The organism is Rhizobium beringeri (assembly GCF_004306515.1).
Lineage (GTDB): Bacteria > Pseudomonadota > Alphaproteobacteria > Rhizobiales > Rhizobiaceae > Rhizobium > Rhizobium beringeri.
This window is the reverse complement of the sequence record NZ_SILG01000001.1, coordinates 970923-986265: the sequence shown is the minus strand read 5'-3', so window position 1 is coordinate 986265 and position 15343 is coordinate 970923. Positions and strand designations below refer to the sequence as shown.

At 60.9% G+C, this 15343-nt stretch carries 18 protein-coding genes; 4 read left to right on the top strand and 14 right to left on the bottom strand.

All coding sequences use genetic code 11. The features are described from left to right. Positions 1–32 precede the first annotated feature (32 nt). Both ELH03_RS05140 and ELH03_RS05135 read right to left on the bottom strand, forming a co-directional pair. Entirely contained in the window at positions 33–1484 is a 1452-nt protein-coding gene (locus tag ELH03_RS05140; RefSeq protein ID WP_075224835.1) for a methyl-accepting chemotaxis protein, read from the bottom strand. A gap of 134 nt (positions 1485–1618) precedes the next feature. Beyond that, positions 1619–2593: an oxidoreductase gene (locus tag ELH03_RS05135; RefSeq protein ID WP_128402327.1), complete on the bottom strand. Its 975-nt coding sequence runs from the start codon at positions 2591–2593 to the stop codon at positions 1619–1621. Between the two features lie 58 nt (positions 2594–2651). Between ELH03_RS05135 and ELH03_RS05130 the strand changes: the two genes are divergently transcribed. Both ELH03_RS05130 and ELH03_RS37250 read left to right on the top strand, forming a co-directional pair. Further along, positions 2652–3689, top strand: a complete 1038-nt coding sequence (locus ELH03_RS05130; protein WP_075224833.1) for an AraC family transcriptional regulator — start codon at positions 2652–2654, stop codon at positions 3687–3689. A 315-nt stretch (positions 3690–4004) separates the two neighbouring features. After that, positions 4005–4181: a hypothetical protein gene (locus tag ELH03_RS37250; RefSeq protein WP_164902085.1), complete on the top strand. Its 177-nt coding sequence runs from the start codon at positions 4005–4007 to the stop codon at positions 4179–4181. Positions 4182–4218: 37 nt separating this feature from the next. Here the strand turns inward: ELH03_RS37250 and ELH03_RS05125 are convergent, their stop codons facing one another. The 5 genes from ELH03_RS05125 to ELH03_RS05105 all read right to left on the bottom strand — a co-directional run bounded on the left by ELH03_RS05125 (position 4219) and on the right by ELH03_RS05105 (position 8750). Continuing rightward, positions 4219–4425 (bottom strand): hypothetical protein, encoded by a 207-nt coding sequence (locus ELH03_RS05125; RefSeq protein WP_027685413.1) that lies wholly within the window; start codon positions 4423–4425, stop codon positions 4219–4221. Positions 4426–4471: 46 nt separating this feature from the next. After that, entirely contained in the window at positions 4472–5239 is a 768-nt protein-coding gene (locus ELH03_RS05120; protein WP_128411233.1) for a Crp/Fnr family transcriptional regulator, read from the bottom strand. A 196-nt stretch (positions 5240–5435) separates the two neighbouring features. After that, positions 5436–5762, bottom strand: a complete 327-nt coding sequence (locus tag ELH03_RS05115) for a hypothetical protein (protein ID WP_130766116.1) — start codon at positions 5760–5762, stop codon at positions 5436–5438. 521 nt (positions 5763–6283) lie between these two features. Continuing rightward, complete coding sequence (locus tag ELH03_RS05110) at positions 6284–7237, bottom strand: peptidoglycan-binding domain-containing protein (RefSeq protein ID WP_130766115.1); 954 nt, start codon at positions 7235–7237, stop codon at positions 6284–6286. Continuing rightward, positions 7209–8750, bottom strand: coding sequence for a sensor histidine kinase (locus ELH03_RS05105; RefSeq protein ID WP_128402323.1), 1542 nt, complete (start codon positions 8748–8750; stop codon positions 7209–7211). Before ELH03_RS05105 ends, ELH03_RS05110 begins: the two co-directional genes overlap by 29 nt. Positions 8751–9201: 451 nt before the next feature. Here ELH03_RS05105 and ELH03_RS05100 point away from each other — a divergent pair, with 451 nt between their 5' ends. Continuing rightward, positions 9202–9696 carry a DUF5330 domain-containing protein gene (locus ELH03_RS05100; protein ID WP_130766114.1) on the top strand — a complete coding sequence of 165 codons (495 nt, stop codon included), beginning with the start codon at positions 9202–9204 and terminating at the stop codon, positions 9694–9696. A 363-nt stretch (positions 9697–10059) separates the two neighbouring features. After that, positions 10060–10482 carry a SufE family protein gene (locus ELH03_RS05095; protein WP_027685419.1) on the top strand — a complete coding sequence of 141 codons (423 nt, stop codon included), beginning with the start codon at positions 10060–10062 and terminating at the stop codon, positions 10480–10482. Between the two features lie 403 nt (positions 10483–10885). Here the strand turns inward: ELH03_RS05095 and ELH03_RS05090 are convergent, their stop codons facing one another. The 7 genes from ELH03_RS05090 to ELH03_RS05060 all read right to left on the bottom strand — a co-directional run bounded on the left by ELH03_RS05090 (position 10886) and on the right by ELH03_RS05060 (position 15339). Next, entirely contained in the window at positions 10886–11317 is a 432-nt protein-coding gene (locus tag ELH03_RS05090; RefSeq protein WP_003557810.1) for a Ros/MucR family transcriptional regulator, read from the bottom strand. 440 nt (positions 11318–11757) lie between these two features. Beyond that, positions 11758–12090, bottom strand: a complete 333-nt coding sequence (mnhG, locus tag ELH03_RS05085) for a monovalent cation/H(+) antiporter subunit G (protein ID WP_128402321.1) — start codon at positions 12088–12090, stop codon at positions 11758–11760. Continuing rightward, positions 12090–12437 (bottom strand): cation:proton antiporter, encoded by a 348-nt coding sequence (locus ELH03_RS05080; protein ID WP_128402320.1) that lies wholly within the window; start codon positions 12435–12437, stop codon positions 12090–12092. Before ELH03_RS05080 ends, mnhG begins: the two co-directional genes overlap by 1 nt. After that, entirely contained in the window at positions 12434–12910 is a 477-nt protein-coding gene (locus tag ELH03_RS05075) for a Na+/H+ antiporter subunit E (RefSeq protein ID WP_128411235.1), read from the bottom strand. The genes ELH03_RS05080 and ELH03_RS05075 overlap by 4 nt, the downstream gene beginning before the upstream one ends. After that, on the bottom strand, positions 12907–14475 hold the full coding sequence (locus tag ELH03_RS05070; protein ID WP_130766113.1) for a Na+/H+ antiporter subunit D: 1569 nt from the start codon (positions 14473–14475) through the stop codon (positions 12907–12909). The genes ELH03_RS05075 and ELH03_RS05070 overlap by 4 nt, the downstream gene beginning before the upstream one ends. 67 nt (positions 14476–14542) lie before the next feature. Continuing rightward, positions 14543–14920, bottom strand: coding sequence for a Na+/H+ antiporter subunit C (locus ELH03_RS05065; protein ID WP_032994420.1), 378 nt, complete (start codon positions 14918–14920; stop codon positions 14543–14545). Then, on the bottom strand, positions 14920–15339 hold the full coding sequence (locus ELH03_RS05060; protein ID WP_128402317.1) for a Na(+)/H(+) antiporter subunit B: 420 nt from the start codon (positions 15337–15339) through the stop codon (positions 14920–14922). Before ELH03_RS05060 ends, ELH03_RS05065 begins: the two co-directional genes overlap by 1 nt. Between the last annotated feature and the right edge of the window lie 4 nt (positions 15340–15343).

The window sequence follows — 15343 nt, the reverse complement described above, 5'->3', positions numbered from 1 at the left end:
CGGCAATGCGGGGTCAGAGTTTGCCCCCGGGGTCAGACCTTGATTGCCAGCCGCAATCCGCCCCAATGCCGTCCGCGCACGGTGATCGGAGCGGAGATATCCTTCATCATCACGAAGTTGCCACCGCCCATGTCGCGCCTGTAGGTCTGGACGAGGAAGGGCGCGGTGCTGCGGCCCGCGGCAAGGCCGACGCGATCGGCAAAGATGCGGCGATTGCGGCAATTGGCGGTGTTCCACACGGTGTCGCCAGGCCGCTGGGCTTGCGAGAATTTTCGGTTGTGGGTCGGCAGATAGCCGTTCTCGTCGATCGCCGCGCAGAAGGCGATGCGCTCGTCCAGGGCTGTGACGGGTTCCTGGATCGGCGGCAGCAGCCGGTCGGTGAGCTCGGTGAAGGCTGCCATCACCTGTGCCGGATCGGAGCCCGCTATCGGCCGATAGCGTCGGTCGAAGAGAGCATCGAGCCCGATCTGGCCTTCAGCGACGGCGCGTTCGAAGGCGCCGGAAATCTGTCTTGCCACCGATTGCGCTTCCTCGATCCAACGACTGTCGGCGGTCTTGACGCCGGCGCTCGCCGTCAGCTGGATCAGGGTTTCCGAGAGGCCGACGACGCTGTCGACGCGTTTTGCCGCCTGCTGCAGCCTGACATTCGAGCCGGCGACCTCGGCCGACATCTCGCCGAGTTTCTCGACGAAGCCGGCGCATTGCTGGTCGACCGCCTCGGTGGTGTTGGCCATGACAGTCGAACTGTCGAGGATGCGGGTGATAACATGTTCCATGCTTTCGAAGGCGCCGCGCATCGCCTCCGACTTGTCACGCACGCCGGCCGCACTGTCGCGCGCATCGCTGCCGACGGCCGACAGCCGGTCGATCTTCACACGCAGTTCGTCCAACGTCTGCTGGATGGAACCGGTCGCCTTCGAGGTCTGCAGCGAAAGCGCGCGGACCTCGGCGGCGACGACCGCAAAACCCTTGCCCGCATCACCGGCGCGCGCCGCCTCGATCGCGGCATTCAGCGCCAGCAGGTTGGTCTGGCGGGCGATGGTGCTGATCTCCTCGGCGATATTGTCGACATCGGCAAGCGACTTGGAGAAGCCGGCGATCTCAGTGCCGATCTCGTTGGAGGACTGGACCATGTGGCCGATCTCGACGACGGAGCCGGTCAGGCGGTCGGCCGATTCCTTCAGCATGTGACGGGCCTCGGCCGCCGTGCGGTCGGTCTCGCGCAGCGACACCGCGACCGAGCGGTTGGTCTCGGCAATCGACAGCGCAGTGCGGGTGACATGATCGAAGGCGGAGGCATGCCGGGCCGACATTCCCGCCATGTCCTGGATAGCACCGGCGATATCGACGAGATCGATGCCAAGGGTGGAGGCTTCTTCGGCAAGACGCAGCAAAATGTGGCGCAGCGCCTCGGGGTCTGGGGCCGCCCCCACTTCGACCGCCGGTTCTCCGACCAGATCGTCTATCGCCTTCAGCGCATGCATGACCGACGCTCCCCCGCCCCAATCAGAAAAGCTTCAGGCAACATGGTTAACAAGTTGCAAACAGCCGCAGCACCTTAGACTTAGGTTGTAGGGAAATCGGACTCCGTGACTGTGGGTGGCCGTGTGGCGCCTGATCAGCTGGCGATGAAGCCGGTCAGCCGCTCGCTCAGCTGCCAGAGGCGTTCGGCAAATTCCGGATCGGTTGCCCAAGGACGGACACCGAGCATCTCGGTCGAATCGCCGGGGACGGCGGTGGCGATATCGCAGTTCTCGCAATAGACGCCGCCGAGACTCTCGAGCTTCTCGCTGACGGCGCACCAGACGATGGTCGACGCCCCCTGCTCAATCGTCTTCTTGTTGTTTTCCGGATCGATGACCGGCTTGCCATCCTCGTCGACATAGCCGCTCGCCTTGAGGAAGTCGCTCGACTGATGGCGGACCAGATTGGTGGTGACGATACCGCCGGGATGCAGCGAGAAGGCCCTGACACCGTGTTTCGCACCCAAAGCGTCCAGTGAGATCGCAAAGAGAGCATTTGCCGTCTTCGACTGGCCGTAGGCGAGATAGGGCGCGTATTCGCGGTTCTCGAAATTCGGATCGTCGAAATCGACGCCGGAGAAGACGTGACCGCGCGAGGAGACGGCGACGACGCGCGCGCCCTCGGCCTTCACCAGCGCCGGCCAGAGGCGAGCAGTGAGCTGGAAATGGCCGAGATGATTGGTGGAGAACTGCGATTCGTAACCACGGGCATCACGCGTCAGCGGGTTCGCCATGACGGCAGCATTGTTGATGAGCAGATGCAGGGGCTCGCCGCTTTCGAGGAAGCGGTCGGCGAAGTCGTCGATCGAGCCGGGGTCCATCAGGTCGAGCTTTTCCACCGTAAGGCCGGGAATGCTTTCCACGGCCGCCTTGGCTTTTTCGAGATTGCGGGCGGGAACGACAACCCTGGCTCCGGCTCCGGCGAGCACACGAGCCGTCTCGAGGCCAAGACCGGAATAACCGCCGGTGACGATCGCGACCTTGCCTGAAAGATCGTGCCCGGCAATGACGTCGGCGGCGGTTGATGCCGCACCGAAGGCGGAACCGATGGGAGCTTGTGGGGTGGACATAGCATGCCCTCCGTTGTTGCAAGATGGCCTTATGTACGCCCAGGAAACGGGATTCTGAATGCTTGCAAATCCCGATTTCCTGCTTCATCGTTCAAAAATGATCAGTGACCCGCTCTCCGAAATGCTCAATCTGCTCGATGCGCGCTGCCTTGTGTCGGGCGGGCTGATCGCCGGCGGCGCCTGGGCGCTGCGCTTCCCCCGGCCGAACCGGATCAAGATCAGCGCGGTCGCCAAAGGGCGCTGCTGGCTTTGCCTCGACGATGGCAGTGAACCCATTCTGCTCGAGGCAGGCGACGTTGCGCTTCTGAACGGCCGGCATTCCTTCATCCTGGCGAGCGATCTTGCCGTTGCGCCCGCCGATGCGGTCGGCGCCTTCAAGGAGAAGGTCGACGGCATGGCGCGCCACGGCGTTGGCGAGGATTTCCATTATCTCGGTGGCCACATCGCGCTCGGGCCGCAGGGCATGGAGCTGTTGTCCGACGTGTTGCCGCCGATCATTCATGTGCGCGCCGCCCTTGCCGAAGCCGGCGTGCTGCGCTGGCTGCTCGACCAATTGGTGCGGGAGATGGCGGCAAAGCGGCCAGGCGCCCTGCTCGCCTCGACCCAGCTCGCGCAGTTGATGTTCGTGCAAGTGCTGAGGGCGCACATCATGAGCTCGGCGCCATTGACGGTCGGCTGGCTCCGCGCCTTCGGCGACGATCGCATTGCGCCGGCGCTGCGGCTGATGCATGGCGATCCCGGCCGGTCCTGGCAGCTTGGCGAACTGGCAAAGGCGGCCGGCATGTCGCGCACGAGCTTTGCACTGCGGTTCAAGACCGTGGCGGGGGTTGCGCCGCTCACCTATCTGATCGGTTGGCGAATGCGCCTTGCCGAACGCGAGCTGCGGGAGGGCAGCATGCCGGTTTCGACGCTGGCGCTTTCGCTCGGTTACACATCCGAAAGCGCCTTCAGCAACGCCTTCAAGCGGATGACGGGTATGGCGCCCAGGCGCTATCGCGTGGCGATGGCCCGCGAGGCCGGGCCGATCGAAGAGGTGGTGGATGTCGAGGGCCAGGCGATGACGACGCATTACCGGCTGCTCAAGGCGGCATCGTAGCGGCGCTAGATCCGGATGATTTTAGGCCAGATCGGCTCAGCAGCATCATGCTCTCAATGCCGCCGCCCGCAATCCGTGAGGAAGTGGATCAAAGATGGCCCGTCGCCTGCGTACCGTTTTTCCGGACGTATTTTTGAAGACATGTGGCGCATTGGCTGGAATGTTGACCATCGAAGACGCGCTCAGGGTCGACGCCTGTCCGCGGAAGGTGAATTGCAGCTCTCCCCCCACGACATTGTCTCATTCCGTACCACTCCACCGGTCGAGTCACGACCCTGATAAGTTGACCTGATTTGGTATACGAGGAGGAAATGAATGACTGTCACCGTGATCAAACCCACACAGGATCGGAAAAAAGTGTCCGATGCTTATGAACTTGACTATTTTGTGCAGAAACACGCCATCGCCAGAATGGACGCGATCCGGATTCTCAATCTGCACCGATCTGATCGGGATGCCTCCGATCGCGCCGCGCATCGTCTCAAAAGGTGATCTACCGACCGGGACGAGACGGGCGGGATTTTCCCTTTCACTTGCCAATGAGATTTAACGCGAGGCCGACCAGCGCATCCTTGGTCGTCGTCCCCTTTTGAAAGGCATACAAAAGAACGGTTAAGAGATCCGAGCCGTCTTCGCTATCGGGCGAGATGTCATGCCGGGCGCAGGCCTCCTGGAAGGCGTTCAGGAGCACTGTCGAAGCGGTCTCGTCTACATGGTGATTGTAAAGTGAGGTCACGCATCATCCTTAAAGGTTGCCGACGTCAAATGCGTTCAATTGTCGATCAGGCAGGCCGTATCAACGGCGCGGCATCATTCGGAACCGGCTTCGATTTACCAAGAGGGATGCCGGTCAGCCGTTCGTATTCTATCTCAGCCGGGCCATAGGTGCCTTGGCAGAGGTGCATCAGCCCAGTGCGATCCTGCACGAGAATTTCCCCGCGTTGCGATTTGATGAAGTGCTTTGTTTCGAGAATTTGCAGGGCCACTGTTACACCCGGCCTACGCACGCCAAGCATCATCGCAAGAAATTCATGGGTCACATAGAAGCTGTCGCCATTGACGCGGTCGTGAACCATGAGGATCCATCGCGCCAGCCGCTCTTCCAGTTTGATCTGACCGTTTGCAAGAGCGGTGTAGGTGGTTTGGATACCGAGCGTACGGGCATAATGCATCAAAAGTTCTGTTAACGCGGCGCTCTGAGACATCGCTTCTTGAAGATTGTCGGCAGAAATACGAAGCGCCGAGCCGCCCATCTGGACGAAGCAGTCGAACGGGCTTTCTGTATCGCCCTGGACCAGCGACGTGCCAGTCATGCCATCCCGGCCGAAAAGGCCGACCTCGACGGTTGAACCGCCCTCTTTGCTTGCCACCACCGAACCAAGACCCTCCTCGAAAAAATAGACGAAGTTGATCGGCTGATGCGCCTTTTCGAGCGACTGACGAAGGTTGAGCTGCATTCTCTCCAGACTGGGGGCAAGCAGGCGCCGATCTTCAGGGGCAAGGGCACACAACAAATGGTTCTTGAAGGTGCTTATATTTTGGTTGGTCATCGTGCTCTCCGGGGCGAAAGCACGACGATCTTCCAAACGTTCAGCGCCCTTACGTGGCTGACATCGTATATAAGATTGCGCTTAAAAGCTGCATTGCACAACAACTTTTGTACGAAATGGTACAGAGTCGCAGCTAGACGTTGTTTTGGAAGGAGGATTTTGTCCACACTGGTTACGCTTGTGATGCGGCGACTGGTCATCGTTTGCCGATGCCGTTTCGAAGCGATGTCTCCCGAAGTTTGAGTCGGCGAACTTCATCTTCCCCGCGCACAGCGAGAATGAAAACACGTTCTTTCCCATCGGGAGCTTGAACCTCGGCGACAACGCCTCGCGCTATCAGCTCCTCCATGGTTATATCCGATACCCCCGGGATCACGGAAGTCGGCTGCGGTTCTGGATAATATTGGTCGAGAAATCTGATAGCCTTGTTTTGTCTGTTGCCCAGGCCAAGCCGCGGCCCGTCGTCAAATTCCTCCCTGCGCTTACGTTGCACTCGGCTTGACGAAGCCGGTCGACGTTTCATCGCCATTTCCTCTCGCGTTTTTGATATGGTCGGGAAGTCGGTGAGTTGCAAGCAAACCGGATGGGTAGGAAGCTCGTCTGCCTTTTCGTTGGCCATAGGAAGAAAACGGGAAAATCCCTCTATTCTTCACGCCATCGTGCCAGATTAGCACAGCTTGCACATTCTGAGGGGCACAACGGGCCGTTGTAACAATAGTTCCGTGTATATCGACTCTCAGCGCGCTTAGGCGGCCGGCGTCAGCTGTCGGGTCCGCAATCGGGATAGCGGCCCTACTCATCTTCAGTCGTCCGGTTGGAGCTTCGAGGCGAATAGAAATGACCGTTCGACCGCGACGCTCAACAAGCTTAGCTCGGCAGAAAAATATCTAAGGGCCCCCTTCGGGTCTGACATTGCTTCAGGATTGAGACGCTGCGATTGGCCCGAGGGACGCTTGCCACGTGCGGCAGTCTCGATGCATCCGCGATGCGGTGCAGGAAAGCCTTGCCATGACTGACCTGGCGCCGTTTTGCGAGGCGCCGAACCTAGATCGCGCCGATTTCCTTGAGTTTCTTCAGCACCGCCTGGTTCGGCTCGCCGTCTTCGGGCAGGTTGTAGTGCTTCTGAAAATGGCGGATGGCCGCGCGGGTCTGCTCGCCGGCGACGCCGTCGACGCCGACATTGGCATAGGCCATGTTGGAAAGACCCTTCTGGATCTTCAACACCAGGTCGACATTGGTGATTTCGCTTGATGGAACCTGCTTTGCCGCTGATGGAGCCGTTTTGACCGTCTTTTCAGCGCTGCGGATCGCCGCTGCCACCGGGTCTTCAGCCGCTGCCTTCGAGCTTACATCTTCGGGCGGTTTTTCGGCGGGCACGGTCGAGGGGCCGGCGGCATCGGTCTTCAGCGCCGCCAATACCTCCGGCGTCGGATCGCCGGTCTGGGTCATGCCGACGGTCTCTTCGAAGAAGAGGATGGCCGCACTGGTGCGCGGACCGATGATGCCGTCGGGTATGCCGTTATAGAGGCCGCGGCGGACCAGCTGCTGCTGGATGTCCATGACGAGCTGGCTCGGCTGCTGGCCGGGTGCGGCAGGCGCCGGTGTCGCGTTGGTGGTGGCTGTATCCTGCGGCCGCTCGATCCGGAAGGTCGTGACGTCGCCCTGCCGCTCCTCGGCTGGACGGCGGGCGCCGAGCACGGTTGGAGACTGCGAATCGCGGGTGCGGAAGATCGGATGCGGATGCAGGCCCGGCTGATACCAGAGCGCATTGGCGGCGACGAAGGAGAAGATGACGGCAAAGGTGATCGTGCCGCCGGCGACCGAGGGATTGCGGCCGATGACGCCGCCGAGCACGGAGGCGCCCTGCAGTCCAAGCCCGCCGAGCACGGAGGCGCCTTGCAGGCCGAGCCCGCCGAGGGCGGCAGCGCCTGACATCAGAAGGCCCGGCTGCTGCCGTCCCCTTTTTCCCTTAGGCGATTTTCGCTTGCGCGCGGCCATCGAAACGCCCCTCTTCCAATTCTGCGCCTGTGTTGACCGCGCCCTTCAGCCGCGGCGGAAACTCGACAGTCGCGCCATGACCGGCGTCTTCGGCGTGCTGGGCACCCGAGCCGTCCATCGCGATCTCGATGGTGATGATCGTACCTTCGCCCGGCTGGCTGGCGATGGCGAAATACCCGCCATGCAGCGCCACCAGCCCCTTGACCAGGGAGAGACCGAGGCCGGAGCCTTCAAACCGGCGGGTATAATCGTTCTGGATCTGGACGAAGGGTTGGCCGAGCAGTGCCAGCTTGTCGGCCGGGATGCCGATGCCGGTATCGCTGACCGTCAGCTTGAGAATGCCGTCGCGCGCAGCCGCATCGACCGAGACGACGCCGCCGGCCTCAGTGAACTTTATGGCATTGCCGACGAGGTTGATGAGGATCTGCTGGATGGCGCGCTGATCGGCGACGACCTCGCCGAGGCCGCGCTGGATACGGCTCGTCAGGGTGAGACCCTTGGTCTTGGCCTGCAAGGCCAGCATCGATTCGCAGGATTTGACGGAGCTTGATATGTCGAAGGCTTCGAGGATCAGCTCGTAGCGGCCGGCTTCGATCTTACTCATATCGAGCATGGTGTTGACGACGGACAGCAGATGCGCGCCGGATTCGCGGACCAGACCGACATATTCGCGCTGACGGTCGTTTTCAAACTTGCCGAAATATTCGCCGATCAGGATATCGGAAAAACCGAGAATGGCGTTCAGCGGCGTGCGCAACTCATGGCTGACGGCGGCGAGGAAGCGCGACTTGGCGTCGTTTGCCGATTCGGCATCCGCCGCGCGGTTCTGGGCTTCGTCACGCAACTGCTGCTCGACGGAGACATCGCGCAGCTGGGCAATGATGGCGGCAAGTTCGCCGTCGGCGTCGCGCCGGGCCGTCATGTCCATTCTGAGATAGGCGAACTGGCGTTGATCGCGCGAGACCGAGGGCCGGTCGATGCGCAGATCGACGCTCTGAGCATCCTCGCCCCGGCGCAGGTCATCAAGCGCCTGCAGGAAAAGGATGCGGTCGGAGACATGCACCTGCTCGAGGAAGCCCCTGCCCTTGGGATCGCGCATCCAGGCGAGGAAATCGCGCCGGTCGCGGCCGCCGACGGTCGCCACACTGCCATGCAGGTCGAGGAAAAAGACGAGGCCTGGGGTGGCGGCAAGGAAGAAATCCTCGGCCGACTGCGTGGCGATACCGGCGGACGAGCCCTGACGGGCGAGCGCGATGCTGCCGACGGCGGAAAAGAGAAAGGCGGCGCAGACCATGGCGACACCCGCCGGCAAGGCGACGGCCGGACTGGTGACTGCCGAAAGGCCGATAGGCGCGGCAATAAGAGCGGCGGACGAGAAGAGTACGAGGCGCCGCAGGATCGCGAGCTCGCGTTGGCGCACGGCTTCACCGCCGCCCGTCCGGGAGAGCCAGCTTGTCGCTGCCCGGTCTACGAGGGCCGTCATCCAGCCGCCAATGTTACTCAATACACGCACGCAATACCCGCCGAAAGGCTGTCGATCGATCCGGACAATAGGCCTTGGCGACTTAAAGAAAGGATAAGGCAAAAGCGCTGTTCACAGCCTGAAACGACCGAAATTCCCGTTTTGAAGCATCTGGAAGGCTCTTTGCCTTTTGTGGTTAATAGGGGGTAAGCGACGGATTTTCCTCATATTTCAGCATTGCGTTAACTCCTGTGGCAAGGCGAGCCGGCAAAAGTCCTGCAATTGCAAGCAGGTGCTGCCCTGATGCTTAACGGCGATCGCTCGCATTCGACTAAAATGCGGCTCAAATACCGTTCGCTAAAATTTGAACTAAATTTGCCGCAAATGCGCGTGAGTTTCGAAAAGCGGCATTCGCAACTTGGCGGTAGGGTGAAAGCACACCGGACAACCGGCCTGATTCGGCGACAAGAACCGGACGGGGAAAACAGGATGGGCGACGACAATGTGGTTTCTGATCAAAGGATCCTTCTGGTTTGGCCTCGTGCTCGTGCTTCTTTCCGTCTTCAGCACGGAGAGTTCCGACAAGCTCGCCAGCGGCCCGCAATTGCAGCTTTCCGACGCCTTCACGGCGGCAAGCGGCGCTTATGACTATTTGACCGGCATGTGCTCGGAGAAGCCCGAAGTCTGCGCCAAGGGCACAGAGACCCTCACCGCGCTCGGCTACCGCGCCCGTGAAGGCGCCCGTGTTGCTTACGAACTTCTCGACAGCCAGTTCAAGGACGAGGCGCCGGCGACAGCAAGGCTTGCCGAACCGCAGATGCCGGTGGCGCTCAACATGCCTTCCCTCACCCCGCCTGCCATCCAGGAAAAGGTGCGCGAGGCAAGGGCTGCGCTCAACCAGCCGATGCCTTACCGTCCGCCGGTCGAAGATGATGCCGCAGCCGAGACGGTGGTAACAGGTGCTATTCCGCTGCCGACGCCAAAGCCGGCGATCTGACGAAATTTTTCGCGGGCATTCGTCCGCAATAGCTTTCGGTTTTATAGCTTGCATCGGTGGTCCGCATGACGCGGAGATGCCCCATGCCTGACGTGCCTGCCCTGTTTAATTCAGCATGTTGCTGCGCCGTGAGGATGCCCATCCCTCACGGCGTTTTTCTATCTTAGTTTACGCAATTCCCGGCAAAACCGCTGCACGCTTTGCCTGGGAAAACCGCTTCACACTTTTCCTGGAATTGCTTTAGTGGTTCAAATCTGCCGGTCTTTCACCTATATGCAGTCTTAGAGCATTTCCTGACGCATTCCGGACGCAAAACCGCTGCGCACTTTTGCTGGAACTGCTTTAACAGTGAAAGGCTTCTCCATGGCATCCCTCGACCAGATCATCGACGACTTCGCTTTCCTGGACGATTGGGAAGACCGTTACCGCTATGTCATCGAACTCGGCAAGGCACTGCCCGACTTGGCCGAGGAGAAGCGCACCTCCGAGAACAAGGTGATGGGCTGCGCCAGCCAGGTCTGGCTGGTGACGCATACGACAGGCGATCCCGACGACCCGGTGATGAGCTTCGAGGGTGATTCCGACGCCCATATCGTGCGCGGCCTCGTCGCCATCGTGCTTGCCACCTATTCCGGCAAGACCGCATCCGAGATCGCCGGGCTCGATGCCTTCGAGATATTCTCGAAGATCGGCCTGGTGGAGAACCTCTCATCGCAGCGCTCGAACGGACTGCGCTCGATGGTGAACAGGATCCGCGAAGAGGCAAGAGTCCGCGCCGCGGCTTGACCGCGATGATGGCTGATCGGCTTTCAAAGCCACAGCCGATCGATTCCGGCAGCGCCTGCCTTTGGCACATCGAATACATTAACACTTGCTGATAGTATAGGAATACATTCTAAGCCTGTCGGCAAAGCATAAGACAGGGTCGCTCACACTATCTTGGCGCCCGTCCGAATCATCTGCGAAGGCCTGAATACCAGCGCGGTTCAGCTTTTGATTGAAACGCAGGACCGCTCCAACCTTTCGTTTTAGCCAATCCCCGGCAAAACCGCTTCGCGCTTTGCCTGGGAAAACCGCTTCGCACGTTCCTGGAATGGCTCCATCGAGATTATTTTCCTCGCCTTGAAAAGGCACACAAAAAAGCCGGGCACAAGACCCGGCTTTTTGTCGTCGATGCTTTCGAAAAAGCTCAGCCGCGGCCGCGCTTGCGGCGCTGCCCAAGGCCCATCTCCTTTGCCAGGCGCGAACGCGCTTCGGCATAAGCGGGCGCTACCATCGGGTAATCGGTCGGCAGGTCCCATTTCTCGCGGTATTCTTCCGGCGAGAGGCTGTGATGCGTCATCAGGTGACGCTTGAGGGACTTGAAGTTGCCGCCGCATTCCAAACACGTGATCTGCTCGTCTTGTACGGACTTGCGGACAGAAACTGCAGGCTTCTGCTTTTCGACGATCGCCGCAGCAGGCTGCGGTACGGACGTGTTGCTCAGTGCCGAATGCACGTCGGAAATCAGATTGGCCAGGTCGCTGACCGGTACAACATGGTTGCTGACATAGGCCGCGACAATGTCGGCTGTCAGTTCCACAAGCAGCTCCGGCGCATTGCCGGTCGCTATATCTGTCATATTTTTTCTCCTGTTAGCATGCTCAAACGGCCTTTGACTGACACGCCAAAGACCCGCCTCGTAGAAGCGAACAGCAAAAGCGCAGGAATCGACCTTCTGTTTCGAAAAACGCGAAATCCACCCCTAGATTCCGAAGAGCGTAACCTGTTCTTATACTGCCTGATCGGAAACCACTACGTCATGCTCCAGGCGATGGCCTCAGTTTAGACATTAAAAATCAAAACTGAGGGACTTGGAAGCAGTACGATTGTAATTCACAATCAGAACTCTACTTGCATTTTCAAATACCATCGTTTGGTCGAAACGCCAATTATTATTTGTCGTTTTTCTTGAGAAAAAATGACAGATGAAGAATTGAGGGGCTCTCCGGCAAGCTTTACTCACAGCTTCCTGTGCATAAGTTTTGCATAAATCTGGTAAAGTTGCCGAACAGCATAGGCTCAGCGATCCCTGATATCGTCACGAACCGAGAGCGCATCGAGATCATATCCCGAACGATGGGCAGCTCTGGCAAGCAGATGGGCAGACACCGGCGCCGTCAGCAGGAAAAAGATAAAGCCGGCGACGGCGCGGGCGAGAATCGCCGGATCTTGCGAATAGAGCCCGGCGGCGAGGAGCAACAGGCCGGAGCCGACAGTCCCCGCCTTCGAGGCCGAGTGCATGCGGGTGTAGAGATCGGGCAGCCTGACCAGGCCGATCGCCGCGGCAAGCGCAAAGAGCGCACCGACGATCAGCAGCAGGGCGGTGATGGCAGCCGCGATATAATCGATCATCACTTCTTGCCCCCTGCCCGCTTTTGCGTGTTGCCGTTTGCCGCAGGTGCGGACGGCCTCGATTTGATGTTGCCGCGCGACAGCACGAATCGAGCGAAGGCGACAGTCGCCAGGAAACCGACGAGGCCGAGCGAGATGGCGATATCGATATAGAGCAAAAAGCCGGTCTTGACCGCGATAACGGCGATGAAACCGATGGCGATGCCGGTCAGCATGTCGAGGGCGAGGATTCGGTCCGGCAATGTCGGGCCGGCAACGACGCGCCAGACGGTGAGAATCAGCGCCAGGCCGAGGATGATGAGTGCGGCCGAGGATGCGATCGTGACGATGGTGGCAGGTGTGATCACCGGAAGGCCTCCATGATCTTGCGTTCGAAACCGTTGGCGATATCGCGCTTGCTCGCCTCGGTATCGGAACAATCGAGCGCGTGGACATAGAGCGTGCGGCGATCTGTGGAGACGTCGACCGAAAGCGTGCCGGGTGTCAGTGTGATGAGGTTTGCCAGCAAGGTGATCTCGAAATCGCTCGTCACCGTCAAAGGGAAGGCGAAGATGCCGGGTTTCAGCTTCATATCGGGCGAGAGGACGGTGACCGTGACCTTCCAGGCCGACAGCGACAATTCCTTGAGGAACAGAGCGGCGAGCGAGAACACCGGGCGGACGCGAGGGATATGATACCCCTTGCCGCGGAAGGATTCACGGATGATGACCAGCGCCAGGGCCCCGAGCAGCAAGCCGAGGACGAGATTGTGCAGCGAGGCGCTGCCGGTAACAGTGAGCCAGGCAATGGCAAGCAGCAGGTTGAAGAGGAAGAAGATCACGGCGCGCCTCCTTCCGGGAAGACCGAATGAAGATAGGCCCGGGGATCAGCAAGGCCGGCGGCAGCCGTTTGCGACAGCGCCAGCAGCTGTTCCGGCAGGATCCCGAAGCCGACGACCAGCGCTGTCAGCGCGGCAAGCGGCAGGCCGGTGCGCCACCTGGCCCCAGACGACGTCAGGACTATCGGCGTCAGGGCCATCGGTGCCGGGCGCCAATAGGCGAGCAGGAAGAGACGGCCGAAGGCGATCGTCGTCAGAAAGCCGCCGACGAGGATCGAGGCGGCCAGCCACCAGGCGCCAAGATCGAGCGAGGCCTTGACGAGAATGACTTTCGGCCAGAAGCCGGAAAAGGGCGGCAGGCCACAGGCGGCAAGGAAAAGCACGAGGGAGAGCGCGGTGAAGCCGCCGCTTTGCCTGTAGAGCCCGCCGAGGGCCGACAGTGAGAAGCCGCCGCCTCGCCGGGCGATCTCGCCGGCGGCAAGATAAAGCGCCGTCATCAGCACCATGGAATGGAGCGCATAGAAGACCGCACCGCTGATGCCGCCAAGGCCGCCGAGGGCGACCCCCGCAAGCATGTTGCCGATGCCCGATATGACGACATAGCCGAACAGCCTGCGAATATCGTTTTCGGCAAGCGCCCCAAGAGCACCGACGAGAATGGTCGCGGCGGCGGCGAGCGCGATCACCAGGCTCAACTCCTCGCGTTCCACCGGCAGCAGCATGACCATCACCCGGATCAGCGCGTAGATGCCGACCTTGGTCAGCAGGCCGGCAAACAGCGCCGAGACGGTGATACGCGGCGTATGGTACGCGGCGGGCAGCCAGAAATTGACCGGGAAGGCCGCCGCCTTCATGCCGAAGGCGAGCAGGAAGAGGCTTGCCAGCGTCATCAGCGGCGCCGTGCCGCGCAAATCCTTCGCCCGTGCCGCGATATCGGCCATGTTGAGCGTGCCGAAGGCGGCATAGAGGATGCCAACGCCGACCAGGAACAGGGTCGTGGCGATCAGATTGAGCACCGCATATTTCAGCGCGCCGTCGATCTGCTCACGTTCGGAACCAAGGATGATCAACCCGAAGGAGGAGATCAGCAGCACCTCGAACCAGACATAGAGATTGAAGATATCGCCGGTGAGAAAGGCGCCGGTGACCCCGGCCATCAGCAGCATGAGCAGCGGGAAGAAACCGTATCGCCGGCCGCTTTCGCCAATATCGGCCAGCGCATAGATGCCGCCGGCGAGCGCGGCAAGAGCTGCGGTGAAGGCCATCAGCGCACCGAAGAGATCGACGGTGAAGGCAATGCCGAAGGGCGGCAACCAGCGGCCCATGACCATGGTCAGCGGCCCTTCGACGGCGACCTTGGCGAGCAGTGCCGCATCGATCAACGCCAGCGCCGCAAGGCCAGGGATGGCAAGCCAGGCCTGCAGGCGGGGATAGCCGCGCAGCATCAAGAGGACGGCGCCGAGCGTGATGCAATGGGCGACCGGCAGGATGGCGAGCCAATGCCCGATGGGCACCGGGGCGGTGATCAGGGCGGCGGAGAGATCGACGGTGGAGGTGGGGGCGGCCATCAGATGGCGCCTCCTCTAAAGGAGGAAAGCACTCGCCGTGGGGTCAACATCCGCACCAACATCCGGCTCAATACCCCAATGGCGGCAGCGGCCGGTCGTCGGGCTCGGCGGCGCGCATATCGCTGGTGTTGTCGGTGCCGAGGTCCTGATAGGCGCGGTAGGTCAGCACCAGCAGGAAGGCAAGGAAGGAAAAGGAGATGACGATCGCCGTCAGGATGAGGGCCTGCGGCAGCGGGTTGGCCGTGCCCGCGGGCAAGCTGTCGAGACCCGCTGGGATGATCGGTGGCACCTCGCGCGTCAGCCGGCCGCCGGTAAAGAGCAGGAGGTTGACGGCGTTGCCGAGGATGGCGATGCCGAGCATGATCCGGATCGAGAATTTCGACAGCATCAGATAGATGGCGGCGGCAAAGAACAGGCCGACGAGGATCGCAAGAAGCGGCTCCATCATTCCACCTCCTTTTCCTCGAGCGCCAGTGCGATCGAGGTGATGGCGCCGAGCACGACAAGATAGACGCCGACATCGAAGAGCATGACGCTGGACAGCGGCACCTCGGCGCCGAAAAGCGTCGGATAGATCCAGAGGCCGGTCATGAAGGGAACGGCAAACAGGATGGAGAGAAGACCGGCCGCTGTCGACAGGAGCAAGCCGAAGCCGGCAACCGACAGCGGATGGAAAAACAGCGCCTGGCGAACGGCGCCAACGCCGCGGGCAATGCCGTAGATCGCCAGTCCCGAGGCAGCGATCAGCCCGCCGATGAAGCCGCCGCCCGGCTCGTTATGGCCGCGCAGCAGCACGAAGACGGAAAAAAGCAGCATCAGCGCGGTGAGAAACGGGGCGACGGTGCGGAAGATGAGGGTGTTCACGCGA

Excerpts from the sequence above, each read along its gene's own strand:
- ELH03_RS37250 (WP_164902085.1), top strand. The coding sequence starts at position 4,005 with ATGACTGTCACCGTGATCAAACCCACACAGGATCGGAAAAAAGTGTCC.
- ELH03_RS05095 (WP_027685419.1), top strand. The coding sequence starts at position 10,060 with ATGGCATCCCTCGACCAGATCATCGACGACTTCGCTTTCCTGGACGAT.
- ELH03_RS05135 (WP_128402327.1), bottom strand. The coding sequence starts at position 2,593 with ATGTCCACCCCACAAGCTCCCATCGGTTCCGCCTTCGGTGCGGCATCA.
- ELH03_RS05100 (WP_130766114.1), top strand. The coding sequence starts at position 9,202 with ATGTGGTTTCTGATCAAAGGATCCTTCTGGTTTGGCCTCGTGCTCGTG.
- ELH03_RS05070 (WP_130766113.1), bottom strand. The coding sequence starts at position 14,475 with ATGGCCGCCCCCACCTCCACCGTCGATCTCTCCGCCGCCCTGATCACC.
- ELH03_RS05115 (WP_130766116.1), bottom strand. The coding sequence starts at position 5,762 with ATGAAACGTCGACCGGCTTCGTCAAGCCGAGTGCAACGTAAGCGCAGG.
- mnhG (WP_128402321.1), bottom strand. The coding sequence starts at position 12,090 with ATGATCGATTATATCGCGGCTGCCATCACCGCCCTGCTGCTGATCGTC.
- ELH03_RS05140 (WP_075224835.1), bottom strand. The coding sequence starts at position 1,484 with ATGCATGCGCTGAAGGCGATAGACGATCTGGTCGGAGAACCGGCGGTC.
- ELH03_RS05120 (WP_128411233.1), bottom strand. The coding sequence starts at position 5,239 with ATGACCAACCAAAATATAAGCACCTTCAAGAACCATTTGTTGTGTGCC.
- ELH03_RS05065 (WP_032994420.1), bottom strand. The coding sequence starts at position 14,920 with ATGGAGCCGCTTCTTGCGATCCTCGTCGGCCTGTTCTTTGCCGCCGCC.
- ELH03_RS05130 (WP_075224833.1), top strand. The coding sequence starts at position 2,652 with ATGCTTGCAAATCCCGATTTCCTGCTTCATCGTTCAAAAATGATCAGT.
- ELH03_RS05110 (WP_130766115.1), bottom strand. The coding sequence starts at position 7,237 with ATGGCCGCGCGCAAGCGAAAATCGCCTAAGGGAAAAAGGGGACGGCAG.
- ELH03_RS05090 (WP_003557810.1), bottom strand. The coding sequence starts at position 11,317 with ATGACAGATATAGCGACCGGCAATGCGCCGGAGCTGCTTGTGGAACTG.